Genomic DNA, 15,834 nt, shown 5'->3' on the forward strand with positions numbered 1-15,834 from the left:
GCGTGTTTATACTTCATCAAGACTTAAAAAATTATCAATCCCGGATTACTTAAATGTGTTATAATAAATATCTATGCGATGTGTGCCAAAAGGCGGTTTATAAGTGATATAAAAATAAGGAGAACGGAGAATTATGAAAATCGATCTGCAGTCTTTTACCGGGCCCTGCGCCTGCGGGCGGGAGCACCGGCTGGATGTAAAGGAGATATCCATTGAGGCAGGGGCGATCCTGCGCCTTCCGGATCTGTTTCGGGACGGATTGCTTGAGCCATACGGATGTCCGTTGGTGATCTGCGACCGCAATACCTATGAGGCCGCCGGCAGGAAAGTGTTGGAGCTGATAAAGGCGGACTGCATCTGCCTGCCGCCGGAAGGGCTGCATGCGGATAACCGCGCAGTTTTCGCGGTGAAGTCACAGATGAGCGGGGATACGGATCTGATTCTTGCGGTGGGGTCCGGCACTGTGCATGATGTGAGCCGCTATCTGGCCGGAGAGTGCGGCATTCCCTTTGTATCCATTCCCACAGCGGCCAGTGTGGACGGATTTGTTTCCACAGTGGCCGCTATGACATGGAACGGATTAAAGATCACCTTTCCGGCGGTGGCTCCCATCGCCGTACTGGCGGATACTTCGGTCTTTGCTGCAGCGCCTTACCGCCTCACTGCATCCGGAATATCGGATCTGATGGGAAAGTATACCGCACTGGCGGACTGGAAGGTATCGCATCTTGTGACCGGTGAGTATTTCTGCGAGCAGATCTGCGGGCTGGAGTACCGGGCGGTGGAAGCGGTGCGGGAGTGCCTGCCGGACATAAAGGACGGTAAGCCGGAAGCCTGTGAGAAACTGATGTATGCGCTTCTTTTGTCCGGGCTGGCCATGCAGATGGCGGGAAACTCCAGACCCGCATCCGGAGCGGAACATCATGTGTCCCATCTCTGGGAGATGGAAGTGATCAATCCCCATACCGACGCCTATCACGGTGAAAAGGTTTCAGCGGGGCTGATTATGTGCCTTAAGGAGTATGAGAGGATGAAGGATGCCATACAGTCCGGACACTGCGGGGTTAAGGGATATGCCGGACCGGAGCTTGAGCTGCTTAGGAGCACGTTTGGAGAAAAGGGGCTTTTAGACGGAATACTGAAAGAGAATACGCCGGACCCGCTGCTTGAAGTGGATGCGGACCGGCTGAAACGGGTATTGCCGGAGATTGCCGGAATATGGGCAGAGCTGCCCTCCAGTCAGGAGGTAAAACACATGCTGACAAAGGCCGGATGTGTGACCGATATGGAGGGGGCCGGTGTGGATCCGGCTTTAAGGCAGCTCACACTCACGCTGTCACCTTACGTGCGCAGCAGGCTGACAGGCATGAGACTTGGCAAGATGCTGAAGATGGAGTGAGCCAGTTTCAGGCAGCGGACACAGTCAACATCGGCCCCATGGCCGGATATGCAGGAAAGCGGAGAAAATATGATACATAATTATGATGAGTTTTGCGAGGAACTGCTGAAAAACGGGTTTTCTATGGGCGGAGGAAATCCGCACGGAATCTATGCGGCTATCCCCTTTAGCTGGGAGGAGCAGGAATTTCTGAATACACCGGTAAAATGGCATACGGGTGATCCCGAAACTGATCCGTGGCAATGGCGCATGAGGGTATTGAAGGAAAGAGAGGATATCGCGTATTCCAAAGTGTTTTTTAATACCAGCGGCTATATCACAAAAGAGTGGTATCCGTATTTCCTGGCTGTTAGGCAGGGCGGAGAGTGCTTTGAGGAAGCGTATGAGAACGGAAGTTTAAGCCGTACATCCAAAGAAATCTATCAGATCGTCTGTGACTGTAAAGAATCGGCCTGCCACGAAATCAAACGGATCGGCGGATTTGGAAAGGAAGATAAGGGGCGCTTTGAAAAGGCGGTTGTGGAGCTGCAGATGCGGATGTATATCACGATCTGCGGCTATGCAAAGAAGACAAACCGGCAGGGCCAGCCCTATGGATGGGAATCCTCAGTATTCTGCACGCCGGAGCACTTCTGGGGGGAAGACATACTCCAGAGGGCGCAGCGCATATCGAAACAGGAGGCGGAAGAGAGGATCACGAAGCAGGTGCTTAAGCTGAACCCGGATGCGGATAAACGCATGATCCGGAAATTTATCTATGGCTGATGCATACGGGCGGTATGCCTGGGGAAGGAACGGATCTTTTTATGAACAGATCTTCAATGAACAGAATCACTATGGGTCTGTCAGATACGGCCAAAAAGCGGGAGATCGCCGGACCGGTCACAGGGATCTTAATTGTACTGCTGGCTGTGCTGATGATGTTTGGCTCCTTTTGCGTATGTGTCGCGGATGAGCAGTCGGTGGCTTACCATGGAATCATTTTGAATGCGGCGGCGCTTATTACCGGGATCATCACGCTCGTGATCTGGAGACGCCCGGTGTTAAAAGAGGAGCGGCAGGGGGAGGTCCTGGTTAAAGAGACGAAGGTGCCGCTTATGCTGGGGTGTATCTTTACGGCAGCCGGTGAATGCCTGCTGTTTGCAGCTTCCTGTATGGCGATTCTGGATAAAACGGAGAGCTGCTACGGTTTTGGCGTATTCGGCATGGCATTGCTGTTTTTTTCCTGCTGGATGCTGTTGGATTACCGCCACCGGCGCATTGCTTTCGATGAAAATGGGAATATCACCTATTCGGACTTTACAGGCCGTCTGCGATCCTATCATTACAGCCAGATCGGCAGGATGCGGCTATGGCTGCCCACCGGTTCCGTGCGCCTGACAGATAGCCGCGGAAAAAGGCTGTTTAGTTTTGAAGGCAATATGAAACATTCGCAGGAGCTTTTGGAGCATCTCCTTGACTGGAATGTGGAGCTTGCCGTCAGACCGGAGGAAGGCGGCGGGGTATGCTCCGCTTTCGGTGCCAACGAAATGGATACAGCGGAACACCGGCATGTCAAAGGCATACGGCTGGGAGCCTGGGCGCTGCTTGCTGTCATTGCGGCAGGCTGTGTGATGTCTGTCACTCTGCTTGTGAGGTTCATGGCTTTAAAATACATGCTGTTACTGTTTGCAGGGCTTCCTCTGCTGATGTTTTTTTATTATCTGCTGTTTCCACAGGTGCTGATCTGGAGCGGAATGCCCAGATATGCGTCGGAGGCCTTTAAGAGGAATCACGCTGCGGTTCCGTCCGCTTATCTGATCCTGGTTTGGCTGGTTCTGCTGTTTTTTATGACCGCATCAGAATCGCTGTTTGCGGTGGCGGACGGCTGGAAGATGTTCGGCTTCAGCGTGCTGATCGCTGCCGTGCTTGTGATCAGCTGTCTCTTGAGGATGCCCGGCGTTATGAGACGGGCCGGCAATATAGCTGTATTGTGCGTATGCGCCATAAGCCTTTGCTATTCTCTGGCATACAGTATCGATCTGGCTTTCAGCGGCCCGGCCGAACATTATGAGGCGCAGATCATGGGCAGCCGGGTTGGCGAAGAGGATGGCAGCACGCATTATCATGTATCGGTGATGCTGGATGACGGGAAAGTCCTGGAATTAAAGGTCTCGGATGAGATCTACGAGCTGGCGCAGTCGGATGCAGCACTCCGGGTCTGCCAGCGAAGCGGGGTGTTTGGCATAAGGCTGGTCGATCTTCACAAATAGGCAATATCAGGCCGGATAGGGAAATGCTTCCTCAAAGGCCAGGATGCATTCCTGTCTGGCCGAGTGATCCAGCACCGCATATACAATATGATCAAAATAGGTACCGTATCCGCTCTCCAGGAGCTCTTTCCACCAGGCTGCAACCTGAACAGGATCATTGCGGAATACACCGCAGCCATAGGCGCCCAGCACCAGGTTTTTGGCTCCGTTATCCGCAAAGAGCGCCAGGGCCAGTTCCATTCGCCTCCTCATAGCTATTCTGGCCATCCCTATATCTTCACCTTTTAAAATTACCTGCCCCATATTCACTGCAGGAAGAGTGAGCACGGAAGCAGTGACCGGCGTTTCCAGGAGGCGGAAACTTCCGTCCCGAAAGAAAACCACCTCGGGTGAGTAGATGGCATGATCGGTGTAGATCATGGAGGATGTGCCGCGGTTGGCTCTGTAATATTCTTCGTGGACGGTCAGGGTCTTATACAGCCCGCCGGAAGCCGCCAGGCTTTCTTCCTGTGCCATGGCTCCGTTTAGAAAGCCGCCGCCGGGATTTTTGGCGCTGGCAAAGTTTAAGACTCCGGTATGTGCCGCTCCTTCTGCGGACAGCTCTAAAACGGCATCCACGGTGGAGATGTTTTTTACTTCCTGCCGGCATGCGTCAGAGTGTCCGGCTGCCGTTTCGCATGTAGAGGTGCCGCGGTCACCGGTATGTTTTCCTGCGTATTCATGAAGCAGCTGCTCTCCCTGTTTAGGTGTGAACAGCCTGCTGTGCTCAACCGAATAAAGATGTGCTTCGCGGATCGTCACCGCAGTATCCTGATACGTATATTTTCCCTGCTTCAGTATTTCCAAAGTCTGTCTTGCAATCGCTTTTCTATCCATCATTGTGTCTCCAATTTCCATAGTTATTTAGCATCCGCCGGGGGATGGGGTGTCCATCCCGCAAGATCAGCGGACGATTTTCTCCGATAAAGCCTGGAAGGACGGTGTCCTTCATTTTGGGTGTACGAATCCGTCTCCGTCACCAGAGATGCCACTTTTCTGCGGAACGCGGCCTTTAAAAGCGGTCTGTCCCAGATCACCTCATATACCTGCTGAAGCTGGGTGAGGGTAAATTCCTCCGGCATCAGATGCAGTGCCAGATCCTCGGTTTCCAATTGCGCGCGCAGCCTCTCCAGGGCATAAAAAATGATTTTCCCATGATCAAATGCCAGCCCATGATTTTCCACAATGCGGTATTCCCTGACGGAATCATACAGGGAACGGATACATTTTTCCTCTATGACGCAGCTAAGCTCAATCTCCCCGTGAGACAGTTCCAGGAGAATGCGGCGGCTTTTGACCGCTTTATCCGGGTGATCATCCGTGTGCTCGTTCAGCAGCCGGCAGGAGAGTTCAAACCACAGTGCATCGTCCGCATCGTCGCCCGCATGCAGTGAGAGCTTGGTGCTGTCCACCAATGCCATGTGCGAACAGCTCATGACCCAGGTCCTGGGGTCCCTGTCCGGCTCACTGAAGGTGTAAAGCTGCTCAAGGTATACATGTGCAAGGCCCGTTTCTTCCTTAAGCTCCCGGCGGGCGGCATCCATGGCCGTTTCATTGGGCCGTATAAATCCTCCCGGCAGCGCCCAGCTGCCAAGGAAGGGGTGGCCGCCTCTCTGTATCAGCAGCAGGCACAGCTTTTTCTCCGTAAGCTTGCGGTAATTCTCCTTTGCAGTGTCCATGACCGTAAAGATCACCATATCGGCGGCAACGGAAGGGCGCACATAATCGCCCGCATGATACTGTGCCAGGAATTCCGCTTCCGTAAGCCCGTTTTTATCCCTGGGTTCGTCCCCATTATACTTTGTCATACGAGCTGCGCCTCCTGTTCCCTTAACAGGTCTCTGACCTCGGTTAAGGCGAATCCGAGCAGATTGGTGCCCTTCCACTGAAAGGGATTTTCTGCTTCCGGGTTGCTCTTTCCCATCCCGATTCCCCAGATGCGGTCCCTTGGACTGGCTTCCACTAAAATCTGATTTCCCGTGGCCTTTAAAACCTCCCATAATTCAGGGTTCTGGGAGAATTTAGCCATATTGCCCTTCCGGACAGCCGCATAGCAGGAGGCATCCCAGACTTTAGGATCAAAGTTTCTGACCGCACGGCCGTAGGCTTTCATCTCCTTTGGCACGCGCGTTTCCATGATCTGTCCGAGCATCTCGGTGTCTTTAAACATACGGGCCTTCTCCGCCATCATAAACTGTTCCGCACAGCTGTACTCTATGCCGTCAACACTGAATGGACACATCCACCACTGGCTGAAGCAGGCCTCGTTAATATGACCGTCCGCCGGCGGCGTATGACCCCAGAAAAACATATATTTAAAATGCTCCCCGCGGCTGCAGGCTTCTTTCAGATCATTCAGATTATAAACCATATCAGTTCCTCCTCAGGTCATCAGCCGGAGGCTGATGACCTGCGCACACGTCAGTGTGCTTCCTCTTTACAGTATTCGTGGTTCTACTTATAATATTAATAAAATGATAATAACATATTGTTACTAACATGATAAACCAATTATATGCGGATGTCAAGTGAATGTGAGCAGACATTAACAATGAATTTACCATTGGTTACTGTTCGCACGCTGCCGATAAAGCAGCGAATGACAGGGCAGAATATGGTCCTCATAGGTATCCCTTGAAGCCCGCACAAGGAAGCGCACTGATGTGCGCGCAGGTCATCAACCTGGTGGTTGGTGACGATCTGCGCGCTTCACGGAGCGAGAGCGTGTCCCTATGAGGACCATATTCTGCCCTGTCATTCGCGGTAGGTTTACGACAACTGCGAATAGCAGCATCATCGGCCGCAGCGTTTGAAATAAGGATTGTCATATCAGCTGCAGGAAGCTATAATAAAAATATTGAAATGCACCGGTTTCACCTGTTCAAACAATATGCAGCAGCGATTAAAAAGAGGGTGGCAGACCTATGTTTCTGAATCAGTTTGTATTTCCAGACGCGGAGCAGGAATTTGACTTTTTTATGAGCGTACAGAGAAGATGTTATGACAGCTATTACCCGTTTCAGGTGCTGACGAAGATCGGGTTTGAGAGGATTGATTTTGAGCCGGTCACGATACTGTACGGGGGCAACGGCTGCGGAAAATCCACAGTTTTAAATGTGATTGCCGAAAAACTGAAGCTGGAGAGAGGGGCGCCCTACAACAAATCCAGCTTCTTTCAGCGATATGTGGATCTGTGCGGATATGAAACGGATGAAGAGGTTACAGAGGGCAGCAGGATCATCACCAGCGATGATGTTTTTGACTACATGCTGGATATGAGGACATTAAACGAGGGCATTGATTCCCGCCGGGAAGAAATTTTCAGTGAGTACCTGGATGCAAAGTATTCCGACTTTAAGTTCAGAACGCTGGAGGACTATGAGCGGCTTAAGAAGGTGAATCAGTCGCGCCGCAGGACACAGTCGCGTTATGTCCGGGAAAATCTGATGGATAATGTGCGGGAGCGTTCCAATGGGGAGAATGCCTTTGCCTATTTTGTGGATAAGATCAAAGAGAATGCCCTGTATCTGCTGGACGAGCCGGAGAACAGCCTGTCCGCTGCGCGGCAGCTGGAGCTGGTGAAATTTTTGGAGGATTCGGCGCGCTTTTTTGGCTGCCAGTTCATCCTGTCCACCCATTCCCCGTTTCTTTTAGCGATGAAAAACGCCAAAATTTATGATCTGGATGAAAATCCGGTGGATGTAAAGCCCTGGACCGAGCTTGGCAATGTGCGGTTGTTTTATGAGTTTTTCAGCAGGCATGCGGGGGAGTTTGAGTAACGGGCTGACCGGATGGAGCGCAGGCCGCCTGCCAGGCATGCGGCGGTACGGGAGGAGAAAGTATGAGCAAATGGCTTGATTGGGCGGTGGAGCTGCAGAGCATCGCGCAGTGTGCCCTGACCTATTGCAGGGATGACTACGACAGGGAGCGGTTTGAACGGGTGCGGGAGATCGCTGCGGAGATGGTCAGCCTGCAGTCGGAGATTCCTATAGATAAAGTGAAGGATCTCTTCTGCGGTGAGACGGGGTATCAGACGCCGAAGCTGGATACCAGGGCGGCGATATTTAAAGAGGATAAGATCCTCCTGGTGCAGGAAAATAACGGTATGTGGTCGCTGCCGGGAGGATGGGTGGATGTGGACCGGTCCGTTAAGGAAAATACGGTAAAAGAGGTCCGCGAAGAAGCGGGGTTACTGGTATCCGCCGACCGGATCATCGCCGTACAGGACCGGGAAAAGCATAATCTCCCTGTCTATGCCTACAGGATCTGCAAGATTTTTGTGCTCTGCTCGGTATTGGGCGGGAGCTTTCAGAAAAATATGGAGACGGTGGACAGCGCTTACTTCGCGCTGAATGCGCTTCCGCAGCTGGCGGAGGAAAAGAACAATGAGGAGCAGATCAGAATGTGCTTTGACGCATATCACGATCCGGGCTGGGTGACGTTCTTTGACTGACCGGAGATGACAATCTGCGGTCTGAAACGGTAAGAAGCAGAGCAAGAATGATCGAGAAATAATTTTACGCTTCCTGTATACTTAAGTCCAGCGTTGAAGCGCTGCATAACTGTTTGTGAGGAACAGAACGGTTCGGTACAGCCGAAAACGAGAGAGGGGGGTAAAAGGATGCAGGATCAGATAGAAGCGGTACAGCGCATGCAGGATTATATAGGGGAACACATAGGGGAAACGATCACGCTCGCCGATCTGGCCAGGGCGGCGTTATTTTCACCGTGGTATTCCCACCGCCTGTTTGTGCGTTGGACAGGTCTGGCTCCGTCCGAGTATATCCGGAGACTTCGGCTGTCTAAATCAGCCCTGAAGCTTCGGGATGAAACTTGCCGCATCACGGATATCTCGTTTGAGATGGGTTTTGGAAGCGTGGACGGATATCAGCGCGCCTTTTACCGTGAATTTGGCTGCAATCCCCGGGAATATGCGAACCGGCCGGTGCCGCTGTATCTGTTTACTCCTTACGGTGTTAAGTACAAAACGCAGGAAAAGGAGAACAGGATGAAAGAGGTAAAAAATGTTTTTATTCAGCTGACGGAAAGACCTGCCCGCAAAGTGATCCTAAAGAGAGGAAAGAAGGCGGCGGAGTATTTTTCGTACTGCGAAGAGGTGGGATGCGACGTCTGGGGGCTGCTTACAAGCATTCGGTCCATCAGCGGAGAGCCCGTATGTCTCTGGCTGCCGGCTAGTCTGATCCGGCCGGGAACTTCGGAATATGTGCAGGGGGTGGAAGTTGCCTGTGATTATGACGGCGCGGTGCCGGAAGGGTTTGAGGTCATTGATCTGCCGCCGGCGAAATACCTGATGTTCCAGGGTGAACCCTTTGAGGAAGAGGACTATGGGGAGGCCATCTGTGAAGTGCAGGAAGCAATCAAAAAATATGATCCTTCCGGCATCGGGCTTGCCTGGGATACCTCCAATCCCCGCATACAGCTGGAGCCCAGAGGTACCCGGGGATATATCGAACTTCTGGCTGTGAAGCCGCTGTAATTAAGTATAAGAATCACTGACAGGAAGGGATGCTGCGGCATCTCTTTCTCCGCATTCCTATGCTAAAATATTTAAAAAAAAGTATTGACGTTTACGCCGCGTCAACTGATAGAGTATAAGTGTCAGAAACAGGAAACGGAGGTCCTTGGATATGGAATACAGCATTCGGCAGTTATCGGATCTGGCGGGAGTCAGTACAAGAACACTGCGCTATTATGATGAGATTGGACTGCTTGCGCCCGTCCGAACCGGTGAAACCGGCTGCCGGTATTACGGGCAGGAAGAGGTGGAAAGGCTGCAGCAGATTCTGTTCTACAGACAGCGCGGGATGGGGCTGGATAAAATACGGGACATCTTGCAGGAAAAGGATTTCGATGTGCTGGCTGCGCTCACAGAGCATCTGCGTGAGCTTGAAAGGCAGCAGGAGTATATTTCGGACCTGATTCAAACTGTGAATCTGACGATATCTATGATGAGAGGAGAAATAGTAATGGATGACGCGAAGAAATTTGCAGCTTTTAAAAAGCGGATGGTGGACGACAATGAAAAACAGTACGGTGAAGAAGCCAGGGAGCTCTACGGTGAGGACAGGGTGGAGGAAAGCAATGCGAAAATGATGAATCTGTCAAAAGAAGAGTACGACCGGTTTGAAAAACTGGGAAAGGAGATTCTAAAAGGGCTGCAGCAGGCTGTATCCGGCCATGAAAACCCGCAGGGAGAGATGGGACGCCGTTTGGCCGAAATGCACAGGGAATGGCTGGAATTTACCTGGCAGAGCTATACAACGAAGACTCATGCAGGCCTGGTGGAGATGTATGTGGCGGATGAGCGGTTCCGCAAATATTACGACAGTGAGGTGGAGGGCTGCGCCCAGTTTCTTAGGGATGCTGTGAAATTCTGGATGAAATGAGCGCCAGTGAGGAGGATACAGTGATAAATTTCAGAGAAATGCAGGATACGGAAGAGGACTACCGGCTGCTGCTGTCATGGTTTTCCAATCCGGAAGTATTTCGGTGGTATGGACAGGAAGATTTCCCGGATGGGGTCAGCCTGGACCTGGTTAAGGAAAAGTACAGGCTTCGCTGTCTGAGAGCCGATGCGGTCACTCCGGCTGTCATAGAGATAGATGGCAGGCCTGCAGGCTACATACAGTATTACAAAACCGATGACTGTCCGGGGGAGAGCGATGTATGGGGGATTGATCTGTTTATAGGGGAAGATGATTTCAGAGACCGGGGCTATGGCACGGCCATACTGAATAAAATGACCGGATATCTGTTTCAGGAAAAAAAGGCCGGTAAGATCATACTGGACCCGGAGCAGGATAACAAAAGAGCAATCCGCTGCTATGAGAAGGCCGGTTTTATTGTGAAAGGCAGGATAGGAGAGCACCAGCTTCTGATGGTTTTAGAGAAAAACATGCAGGGTTCTATTGTGGATGTTTGTTTTTATGATGAAGTTTCAGACAGCCTTTTAAAATATGCTGTGATCGTATCGCGCTTTCAGGGTCAATGGCTGTTCTGTAAGCATAAAAACCGTTCGACCTATGAGTGCCCCGGCGGACACAGAGAGCCGGGAGAAGATATACTGGCCACTGCCAGGCGGGAACTCTATGAAGAGACCGGCGCTCGAAAATACAGCTTAAAGCCGGTCTGCGTATACTCGGTGGTCCGCAGCAGCGCTAAAGGCGCGGACAGGAATGAAACCTTTGGCCTGCTTTGCTATGCAGAGATTTATGAGCTTTCAGAACTGCCCGCCGAATTTGAGATGGAACGGATCACATTGTTTACAGAGCTGCCGGATGCCTGGACGTATCCCGAAATACAGCCAAGGCTGATGGCTAAGATTATGGAAACCGTGTCACTGTAGTTTTGCGGGACACCCTCTTCGCTCGGACAGGAACAGGCCGGCCATTGTAAGAACGGTGCCGGCGCCTGCCATCAACGTTACCGTTTCACGGAGCACGATAACGGAAGTGATTACGGTGATCACAGGCACCAAATAGATATAGATGCTGGTTTTCACAGCTCCCAGGATCCCTACGGCATAATTCCAGGTGACAAAGCAGAGGGCGGAAGCGCCCAGCCCCAAAAACAGAATATTTAAGAGACAGACTGGATTGGAAAAATGTGTAAGATCCGGCTTGAAATCAAACAGGAACAGCGCCGGCAGCATAAACAGAATGCCGTAGAAGAAGATCCGTCTGGTGGTGAGGATGGTATGGTACCCGAAACTGCTGATTTTTCTCGTCAGCACAGAATAGCATGCCCATATAAAAGCGGCGAGCACCGCCAGCAGATCGCCGGCCGGATTGAGCGCCAGCCTGGAACCGTTAAAACTGATGAGAGCGATCCCAGCCATGGCGAGCACAAAGCCGGTAAAGAAGTTTGCACTTAATTTCTCTTCCCCCTTCATAAACAGATGCGTCAGCATTGCAGTGAAAAACGGGGCGATGGAAATGATCACTCCTACGTTGGAGGCCTGTGTACAGGTCAGCGCTATGTTTTCCAGTAAATAATACAGACAGATACCGCTTAGTCCGGCGGCAGCGAACGTGCATTCCTGCTTCCATCCGGTGCCTTTCAGCCTGTGTGGAAAGACCGCAAGCAGGGCGAGCGCTCCGATGACAAAGCGGATAAACAGGATTTCTACCGGCTGAAAGTCTGCAAGCAGTATTTTTGTGGAAATAAATGTGGTTCCCCAGATCAGGATCGTGAGGAACGCGGCCAGATGGCCCGACGCAGTTTTATTCTTCATGTGCCCCTCCTTTTGCCCGTGCATCTGTAATTTTGCTCTTTAGAAATATCTCACGGTAAGCGCCGGGAGTCAGACCGATAAAGCTGCTGAAATAGTTAGTAAAATGGCTCTGGTCGGAAAAGCCTGTCTGTATGGCGGTTTCTACAGGAGGCACTCCCGACTCCAGCAGCTTTTTCGCCTCACCGATGCGGACCGTTTCCAGATAGCGGTAAGGCGTGATGCCTATGTATTTGGTAAATGCCCTAAGCAGTGTGGATTTGCTTAAGCCGGAAAAGCTGCAGAGACGGTCCAGAGAGATAGGTTCCGCAAAATGCCGCTGCATAAACGCGCAGGCTTTTTCCACTTCGTCCGGACAATCCGGTATGCATTCCTCAAAAGGCTGTCCATAGTGTCGGATCAGCAGCAGGATAAGAAACAGCAGATTCTCCTCTTTGCCAAATTCACCGGAGCCTGTCATGACCATCTCATGCAGCGGGCGCAGATAACAGGCGGCTTCTTCATTTACAAATACGTTTACGGAAAATCCCGGAAGCTTATGTACGCCTGTCACTTCTCCGGCAAGCCTTAGCATCACTTCTTTTGGTATGTTAAATGCCCGGTAGTCCAGGGGAGCTTCCCCGGCCTGGCGGCAGGCATGGTTATCTCCGGGATGAAAGAGCACCATGTCTCCTGGCTTCAGCCTGTAATCCTGATTTCTGCATGAGAGAAAACGTTCCCCTGACTCGATCAGTCCAATTACATAATATTCATGAAAATGATTTGGAAAGGGCTGGACAATTCCTTCCAGGCGGTATGCCTCTATGCCCAGTTCATCGTCATAGACAATTGTCCGTGTTTCTTTTTTCAAAGTGTCGCCTCCATAGATAAATGTTGTAATAAACGCAGACGAAAATCAGCGCAGGTATAATGTCTGTCGACATTATGACATGTCAGCAAGCTGACATAGCCCCTCCGGGGGATGCGCATGATTTTCAATAGAAAATGTCTGCTTCGCAGACGAAAATCAGCGCAGGTATAATGTCCTGTCGACATTATACCATCTAGGCCCAGGGGTGGCTTGTAAGATATCATCAGATTAGGGGACATCAATTTGCGGGTCGGCGCACAGGAGGACACATAAAAGCAGAGAGCTTATTTTTATTCCGCTCTCTGCTTTTTGTAATTCATGGGGGACACCCCATAGTATTTTTTGAACAGCTTGCTGAAATGATACACATCTTCATAGCCGACCTGGGTGGCCACCTCACGGATATTAAGCCCTCTGTCCGTATCCAGCAGATCCCGCGCCTTTTCCAGCCGTATCTTGATCAGATAGTTGATCGGGGTTTCTCCGGTCTCCTCTTTGAAGATTTTTGAAATATAAAAAGGACTTAAATACATGTTTTTGGAAATCTGGTCCAGGGAAATCTTCTCATTATAATGATCGTTAAAATAGTCCACGATCTGATCGATCACATAAGCCCGTCCGGGAGATTCAAATACACAGCCGTTCACTTTATCGGCCGGTTCCTCTTTCGCCTTTTGCTGGGCCCTTAGAAGCGTCAGCAGAAACTGGATCAGATAAGCCTTCTGCATGTAATATTTTCCGGGCAGACTGCTTTCGTTTTCAGAAATCATGGAATAGCTCAGTTTATTTAACTGCTGCCGCAAAGATGTTTCCGTGTGTATGATCGGAACATCCGGATCCGGCAGCGGAAAATGGTTCGCCTCCGCGCCGCAGAAAGTCACATTTGTAAAAGCGACAAAAAATTCAACAGACGGATTCTCCGGATCGGTGACGATGCCTTCATGCATCACCCTGGGATTAAATACCAGCAGATCGCCGGCACTTACCGTGTAAATCTTCTCGTCAATCCGGAATTTACAGCTGCCGGACAGTATGTAGCCCATCTCCACATGGTCGTGGCAGTGGCAGCGTTCCGGCTTGATCCGTCTCCCTTTCCAGAAAAACAGAATGGTCGGATTCAGGTCTTCGTAAGCAATATCATGTTGGTTTGTACACATAGCTTCCACTCCTTATAATAACAACATTCTACATCAAACAGGCAAGAAAGTACATTCCTTTTCTGAAAAATGAGATTATAATTTACAAAATGTAACTTAAAACCAAGCAAAAAAACATTAGTACGGGGGATATGAAAATGACACCTATGAAATGGTTTTACTCCTTCCTTAAGAAATACCGAAGGAAGATGGCGTTGGGGCTGGTGTTTGTCACCTGCGTCGCCGTGCTGGCAGTCGTAAATCCATACATATCGGGAATCATTGTGGATAATGTAATCAAAGGCGGGGAATACGATCTGCTGCCAAAGCTTTTGATCTGCCTTGTCAGCGTAACGCTGGGCAAGAGCATACTGCGCTGGGTGTACCTGTTTATTTTCGAGACTTGTTCCCAGGGCCTTTTGTATGAGATGAGAGACACTGTGTACCGGCGCCTTCTGCAGGAGGATTTCACCTTCTACAATAAGAGGAGGACCGGCGATTTGATGTCCAGACAGACCGGAGATATGGACGCGATCCGGCATTTCGTATCCTATGTGGTCTATGCCTTCTATGAAAATATGCTGCTTTTTATACTGGCGCTGGTGATGATCTTTACAGTGGATGTCCGGCTGGCGCTTTGCATGCTCATCGTGGTTCCGTTCACGCTGCTGACCACCTTAAGCCAGTCAAGAGCGGTGAAGCCGGCGTTCCATAAGATCAGAAGGCAGTTTTCCAGCCTGAATGCTTTCGTACAGGAAAATATCAGCGGCAACCGTGTGGTGAAGGCCTTTGCAAAAGAAGATTACGAGATGGAAAAGTTCGGTACGGAGAACGATGCCTACCGTGACGCGGAACTGGGAGCTTCCAGGGTCTGGATGAAATATGTGCCTGTATTTGAGTTTTTGTCCAACGCGCTGACGATCATACTGATCCTGCTGGGCGGATATATGGTGATCAACGGGGACATATCCATGGGCAAGCTGGTTACGGTGAACGGTTATCTGTGGATGCTGACGAACCCTCTGCGCCAGATTGGATGGCTGGTCAACGATATACAGCGTTTTACCACTTCCGTGGAAAAGATCTATGCCACCATCATTGAGGAGCCCAGAGTGAAGATGCCGGCGCATCCTGTGGACCGCAAACATATGGACGGAAATATCGAATTCCGCAATGTTTCCTATCGGGCGGATGATGAAGATATTGTCACCGATATCAACTTTAAGGTGCGAAGGGGACAGACGGTGGGCATCATTGGCTCCACCGGATCCGGCAAGTCCACACTGATGAACCTGCTGTGCCGTTTTTACGATGTGACGGACGGAGAGGTGCTGGTGGACGGCGTCAATGTGAAAAAACTGGATTTATATCAGCTCCGTGATAATATCGGTATTGCCATGCAGGATGTATTTCTGTTTTCCGATACCATAGAGGGAAATATCGCCTATGGGCGTCCGGACTGCAGCCTGGAGGATGTTGTCAAAGTGGCGAAGATCGCCGATGCGGACGGATTTATCCGCCAGATGCCCGACGGTTACGACACCATAGTTGGCGAGCGCGGCATGGGCCTGTCCGGCGGCCAGAAGCAGAGGATATCACTGGCCAGGGCGCTTTTAAAGGATCCGCCGATCGTGATACTTGACGACACCACATCCGCCGTGGATATGGAAACCGAATCCTATATACAGGAAGAGCTGAAGTCCACCGGGGAAGGGCGCACCATGTTTGTGATCGCATACCGCATCTCTTCTGTAAAGGATGCGGACCTGATCCTTGTAATGGATGAGGGCAGGATCGTAGAACAGGGAACCCATGAGAGCCTGCTGGCCCAGGACGGATATTATGCAACCGTATTCCACCACCAGTATGGTGAGTTTGAACAGTTAAAAGCGATGGGGGTGATCTGA

Annotated in this window: 15 protein-coding genes; 9 read left to right on the forward strand and 6 right to left on the reverse strand. The window is 50.9% G+C overall.

Annotation, left to right across the window (positions count from 1 at the left end; translation table 11 throughout):
• The first annotated feature begins 133 nt into the window (after positions 1-133).
• From DWZ56_RS06910 to DWZ56_RS06920, 3 genes are all read left to right on the forward strand, one after another.
• Entirely contained in the window at positions 134-1,399 is a 1,266-nt protein-coding gene (locus tag DWZ56_RS06910; RefSeq protein ID WP_118555662.1) for a sn-glycerol-1-phosphate dehydrogenase, read from the forward strand.
• 69 nt (positions 1,400-1,468) lie between these two features.
• Positions 1,469-2,164, forward strand: coding sequence for an AlkZ-related protein (locus tag DWZ56_RS06915; RefSeq protein WP_118555916.1), 696 nt, complete (start codon positions 1,469-1,471; stop codon positions 2,162-2,164).
• 41 nt (positions 2,165-2,205) lie between these two features.
• Positions 2,206-3,651: a hypothetical protein gene (locus DWZ56_RS06920; protein WP_147369395.1), complete on the forward strand. Its 1,446-nt coding sequence runs from the start codon at positions 2,206-2,208 to the stop codon at positions 3,649-3,651.
• A gap of 6 nt (positions 3,652-3,657) precedes the next feature.
• On the opposite strand, the gene DWZ56_RS06925 is transcribed toward DWZ56_RS06920, so the two are convergent.
• The 3 genes from DWZ56_RS06925 to DWZ56_RS06935 are packed head-to-tail and all read right to left on the reverse strand — an operon-like array spanning position 3,658 to position 6,061.
• A complete protein-coding gene (locus DWZ56_RS06925) occupies positions 3,658-4,527 on the reverse strand; it encodes a TIGR02452 family protein (RefSeq protein WP_118555664.1) in 870 nt (289 codons plus the stop codon).
• 23 nt (positions 4,528-4,550) lie between these two features.
• Positions 4,551-5,498 carry an NUDIX hydrolase gene (locus DWZ56_RS06930; protein ID WP_118555665.1) on the reverse strand — a complete coding sequence of 316 codons (948 nt, stop codon included), beginning with the start codon at positions 5,496-5,498 and terminating at the stop codon, positions 4,551-4,553.
• Entirely contained in the window at positions 5,495-6,061 is a 567-nt protein-coding gene (locus tag DWZ56_RS06935) for an NADAR family protein (RefSeq protein WP_118555666.1), read from the reverse strand. The genes DWZ56_RS06930 and DWZ56_RS06935 overlap by 4 nt, the downstream gene beginning before the upstream one ends.
• 553 nt (positions 6,062-6,614) lie before the next feature.
• Between DWZ56_RS06935 and DWZ56_RS06940 the strand changes: the two genes are divergently transcribed.
• The 5 genes from DWZ56_RS06940 to DWZ56_RS06960 all read left to right on the forward strand — a co-directional run bounded on the left by DWZ56_RS06940 (position 6,615) and on the right by DWZ56_RS06960 (position 11,056).
• Positions 6,615-7,469 (forward strand): AAA family ATPase, encoded by an 855-nt coding sequence (locus DWZ56_RS06940; RefSeq protein ID WP_118555667.1) that lies wholly within the window; start codon positions 6,615-6,617, stop codon positions 7,467-7,469.
• 62 nt (positions 7,470-7,531) lie between these two features.
• Positions 7,532-8,143 (forward strand): NUDIX hydrolase N-terminal domain-containing protein, encoded by a 612-nt coding sequence (locus DWZ56_RS06945; protein WP_118555668.1) that lies wholly within the window; start codon positions 7,532-7,534, stop codon positions 8,141-8,143.
• Positions 8,144-8,311: 168 nt separating this feature from the next.
• Positions 8,312-9,187, forward strand: coding sequence for a helix-turn-helix domain-containing protein (locus DWZ56_RS06950; RefSeq protein ID WP_118555669.1), 876 nt, complete (start codon positions 8,312-8,314; stop codon positions 9,185-9,187).
• A gap of 151 nt (positions 9,188-9,338) precedes the next feature.
• Entirely contained in the window at positions 9,339-10,097 is a 759-nt protein-coding gene (locus DWZ56_RS06955) for a MerR family transcriptional regulator (protein WP_118555670.1), read from the forward strand.
• 20 nt (positions 10,098-10,117) lie between these two features.
• On the forward strand, positions 10,118-11,056 hold the full coding sequence (locus tag DWZ56_RS06960) for a GNAT family N-acetyltransferase (RefSeq protein ID WP_158584485.1): 939 nt from the start codon (positions 10,118-10,120) through the stop codon (positions 11,054-11,056).
• On the opposite strand, the gene DWZ56_RS06965 is transcribed toward DWZ56_RS06960, so the two are convergent.
• The 3 genes from DWZ56_RS06965 to DWZ56_RS06975 all read right to left on the reverse strand — a co-directional run bounded on the left by DWZ56_RS06965 (position 11,048) and on the right by DWZ56_RS06975 (position 13,948).
• A complete protein-coding gene (locus DWZ56_RS06965; protein ID WP_118555672.1) occupies positions 11,048-11,944 on the reverse strand; it encodes a DMT family transporter in 897 nt (298 codons plus the stop codon). The two genes, DWZ56_RS06960 and DWZ56_RS06965, sit on opposite strands and share 9 nt — an antisense overlap.
• Positions 11,934-12,791 (reverse strand): helix-turn-helix domain-containing protein, encoded by an 858-nt coding sequence (locus DWZ56_RS06970; protein ID WP_118555673.1) that lies wholly within the window; start codon positions 12,789-12,791, stop codon positions 11,934-11,936. The genes DWZ56_RS06965 and DWZ56_RS06970 overlap by 11 nt, the downstream gene beginning before the upstream one ends.
• Positions 12,792-13,081: 290 nt before the next feature.
• Positions 13,082-13,948 (reverse strand): AraC family transcriptional regulator, encoded by an 867-nt coding sequence (locus DWZ56_RS06975; protein ID WP_118555674.1) that lies wholly within the window; start codon positions 13,946-13,948, stop codon positions 13,082-13,084.
• 137 nt (positions 13,949-14,085) lie between these two features.
• Here DWZ56_RS06975 and DWZ56_RS06980 point away from each other — a divergent pair, with 137 nt between their 5' ends.
• Positions 14,086-15,834, forward strand: a complete 1,749-nt coding sequence (locus DWZ56_RS06980; protein WP_118555675.1) for an ABC transporter ATP-binding protein — start codon at positions 14,086-14,088, stop codon at positions 15,832-15,834.

The sequence above is a fragment of the Lachnotalea sp. AF33-28 genome, from assembly GCF_003477885.1.
Lineage (GTDB): Bacteria > Bacillota > Clostridia > Lachnospirales > Lachnospiraceae > AF33-28.

Bases quoted from the DNA above. Each gene is read 5' to 3' on its own strand.
- DWZ56_RS06910 (WP_118555662.1), top strand. From the start codon at position 134: ATGAAAATCGATCTGCAGTCTTTTACCGGGCCCTGCGCCTGCGGGCGG.
- DWZ56_RS06915 (WP_118555916.1), top strand. From the start codon at position 1,469: ATGATACATAATTATGATGAGTTTTGCGAGGAACTGCTGAAAAACGGG.
- DWZ56_RS06920 (WP_147369395.1), top strand. From the start codon at position 2,206: ATGAACAGATCTTCAATGAACAGAATCACTATGGGTCTGTCAGATACG.
- DWZ56_RS06925 (WP_118555664.1), bottom strand. From the start codon at position 4,527: ATGGATAGAAAAGCGATTGCAAGACAGACTTTGGAAATACTGAAGCAG.
- DWZ56_RS06930 (WP_118555665.1), bottom strand. From the start codon at position 5,498: ATGACAAAGTATAATGGGGACGAACCCAGGGATAAAAACGGGCTTACG.
- DWZ56_RS06935 (WP_118555666.1), bottom strand. From the start codon at position 6,061: ATGGTTTATAATCTGAATGATCTGAAAGAAGCCTGCAGCCGCGGGGAG.
- DWZ56_RS06940 (WP_118555667.1), top strand. From the start codon at position 6,615: ATGTTTCTGAATCAGTTTGTATTTCCAGACGCGGAGCAGGAATTTGAC.
- DWZ56_RS06945 (WP_118555668.1), top strand. From the start codon at position 7,532: ATGAGCAAATGGCTTGATTGGGCGGTGGAGCTGCAGAGCATCGCGCAG.
- DWZ56_RS06950 (WP_118555669.1), top strand. From the start codon at position 8,312: ATGCAGGATCAGATAGAAGCGGTACAGCGCATGCAGGATTATATAGGG.
- DWZ56_RS06955 (WP_118555670.1), top strand. From the start codon at position 9,339: ATGGAATACAGCATTCGGCAGTTATCGGATCTGGCGGGAGTCAGTACA.
- DWZ56_RS06965 (WP_118555672.1), bottom strand. From the start codon at position 11,944: ATGAAGAATAAAACTGCGTCGGGCCATCTGGCCGCGTTCCTCACGATC.
- DWZ56_RS06975 (WP_118555674.1), bottom strand. From the start codon at position 13,948: ATGTGTACAAACCAACATGATATTGCTTACGAAGACCTGAATCCGACC.
- DWZ56_RS06980 (WP_118555675.1), top strand. From the start codon at position 14,086: ATGACACCTATGAAATGGTTTTACTCCTTCCTTAAGAAATACCGAAGG.